We start from the raw sequence: 2,769 nt of genomic DNA, 5'->3' as shown, positions 1-2,769 counted from the left end.
TTTGCTTGTAGCTTTGAAACTGTTAATGCTCCTGCAAATGAACCTATTATCATAAGTCCATCTAATCCTATATTTACAACTCCACTTCTTTCACAATAAAGTGCTCCTAATGCTGTTATTAAAAGAGGCACTGTAAAAGAAATTGCATATGGAAAAATTTGTACTATTATACTCCACATTATTTTTCCACCACCCTTTCAGAAGAACTATTTTTACCTTTTGGATTATCTTTTTTAGATTTCTTAAATTTCTTTATTACTTTATCCATTATCATACTTGTTGCTGAGAAATAAATTATTGTAGCCATTATAGTATCTGCAAGTTCTGGTGGTACCTTTACTGCTGCATTCATAAAGCCTTTTCCAACATACAATACTCCAAAGAATAATGCTGAGAAGAAAACTCCTATTGGATTACTTGCTCCAAGTAAAGCTACTGCTATACCATCAAATCCTTGGCTTGGCATAACTCCTATTTGCATTATGTTTGAGTTACCTGTGTATTGTATAGCTCCTGCAAGTCCTGATAAGGCTCCAGCTATCATCATAGAAATTATTATATTTCTATTAACTGGCATACCTGCATATTCTGCTCCAAATCTATTAAATCCAACAGCCTTTAATTCATATCCTAAAACTGTCTTATTTAATATAAACCAAACTATAAAAACAGCTATTATAGCTAAGAAAATACCTAAGTTTATATATGATCCTTGAAAAATATTTGATAGCCAAGATGCTTTTAAAGTTGCTGAATCTGCTAACATTTTTGATTCAGTTTCTAAAAATTCTCCTTTAAAATATCTTGGAATATTGTAATAAACTATCCAATAAGCTACCCAGTTCATCATTATTGAAGAAACAACTTCGTGAACATTAAATTTAGCTTTTAATAATCCTGGAACCGTTGCCCATATAGCTCCACCTAATATACCTGCTAATACCACTATAGGAACTAATATAAGTTTTGGTAAATCTAATGATAGTCCTACTGCTATTGAACAAAATCCTCCAAATAGCATTTGGCCCGGTGCTCCTATGTTAAATAACCCTGTTTTAAATGCAAAAGCAACTGAAAGCCCTGTAAGTACTAATGGTGTTGCTGTAGCTATGGTATTACCTATTCTTTCTAGGTTCTTTAACCCACCTTTAAATAAATACTCATATCCTTCCATAGGATTGAATCCCATAATAAGCATCAATATAGCTCCAGCTATAAGACCTAATATTATGGCCATAATAGCTTTTAAACCTTGATTTTTTTCCATTAGCTTTCACCTCTCTTTATTCCTGCCATCATTAATCCAACTTCATTTTCATCTGTTTCAGAGGCATTTACTACTCCTATAAGTTCGCCATTGTTAACAATAGCAATTCTATCTGAAACATTTAGTATCTCGTCTAATTCTAATGATACTAAAAGTACAGCTTTCCCATTATCTCTTTGTTCAACAAGTCTTTTGTGTATGTATTCTATTGATCCAACATCCAATCCCCTTGTTGGTTGAACAGCTATTAATAAATCTGGATTTGATTGAACCTCACGTCCAATTATTCCTTTTTGTTGATTTCCTCCTGATAAAGATCTAGCCATTGATTTTCCACCTTCACCAGCTCTTACATCAAAAGTTTCTATTATGTTATCTGCATATTCAGTTATTTTACTTCTATTTATAAGTCCATTTTTAGAAAATGGTTCGTTTTTATAAACTTTAAGAACCATGTTATCTTCCATTGTATAATCAAGAATAAGTCCTCTTTTATGTCTATCTTCTGGAATATGTGCTATCCCATCATCAATTCTATTTCTTATTGAAGCTTTAGTAATATCTTTTCCATTAAAGAATATACTTCCACTTTCTGCGTCTCTCATACCTGTTATAGCTTCTACTAATTCTGTTTGGCCATTTCCTTCTACTCCGGCTATTCCAACTATCTCCCCTTTTCTTACATTTAAAGAAAAGTCTTTTAATCCTAAAACTTTTTTATTATTTTTAACGTTTAAATTTTCTATTCTTAATACTTCTTCTCCTGGGTTAGCTTCACATTTATCAACTTTAAATGATACTTGTCTTCCAACCATCATCTTAGCCATATCTGCTTCAGTTGTTGTTTTAACATCAACTGTTCCTATACATTTACCTCTTCTTATAACTGTACATTTATCTGCAGCTGCTTTAATTTCTTTTAACTTATGTGTAATTAATATTATTGATTTTCCTTCTTTTATAAGGTTTTGCATTATTTTGATTAAATCATCAATTTCTTGAGGAGTTAAAACGGCTGTTGGTTCGTCAAATATAAGAACCTCAGCATTTCTATATAACATTTTTAAAATTTCAACACGTTGTTGCATACCAACGGATATATCTTCAATTTTTGAGTATGGATCAACATTTAAGCCATAGGTTTTGGATAATTCATCTATTCTTTTTGCTGCACTTTTTATATCAACTGTTAAAAACTTTTTAGGTTCACAACCTAAAATTATATTTTCTGTTACAGTAAAGTTCTCTACTAGTTTAAAATGTTGATGAACCATTCCTATTCCTAAGTCATTTGCCACATTTGGATTAGATATTTTAACTTCTTTTCCATTTACTTTAATTACTCCTGCTTCTGGTTGATACATTCCAAATAACATTCCCATTAAGGTAGATTTTCCTGCACCATTTTCACCTAAAAGAGCATGAATTTCTCCTTTTTTTAGTTGTAATGTAACATTATCGTTTGCTACAATCCCTGGAAATTCTTTTCGAATGTTAAGCAT

The 2,769-nt window shown here is 31.2% G+C and carries 3 protein-coding genes; all 3 read right to left on the bottom strand.

Going from position 1 to position 2,769, the window contains the following annotated elements:
* A partial coding sequence (locus A500_RS18955; RefSeq protein WP_016209186.1) for an ABC transporter permease subunit occupies window positions 1–179 on the bottom strand: 179 nt, incomplete at its 3' end.
* Window positions 179–1,267 (bottom strand): ABC transporter permease, encoded by a 1,089-nt coding sequence (locus A500_RS18950; RefSeq protein ID WP_016209185.1) that lies wholly within the window; start codon window positions 1,265–1,267, stop codon window positions 179–181. The genes A500_RS18955 and A500_RS18950, both read right to left, overlap by 1 nt.
* Window positions 1,267–2,769: ABC transporter ATP-binding protein (locus A500_RS18945; protein WP_016209184.1), on the bottom strand; the 1,503-nt coding region annotated here is incomplete at its 5' end. The genes A500_RS18950 and A500_RS18945, both read right to left, overlap by 1 nt.

The organism is Clostridium sartagoforme AAU1 (assembly GCF_000401215.1).
Classification (GTDB): domain Bacteria; phylum Bacillota; class Clostridia; order Clostridiales; family Clostridiaceae; genus Clostridium; species Clostridium sartagoforme.
This window is presented reverse-complemented; position numbering and strand designations above follow the sequence as displayed.

Bases quoted from the DNA above. Each gene is read 5' to 3' on its own strand.
- A500_RS18950 (WP_016209185.1), bottom strand. From the start codon at position 1,267: ATGGAAAAAAATCAAGGTTTAAAAGCTATTATGGCCATAATATTAGGT.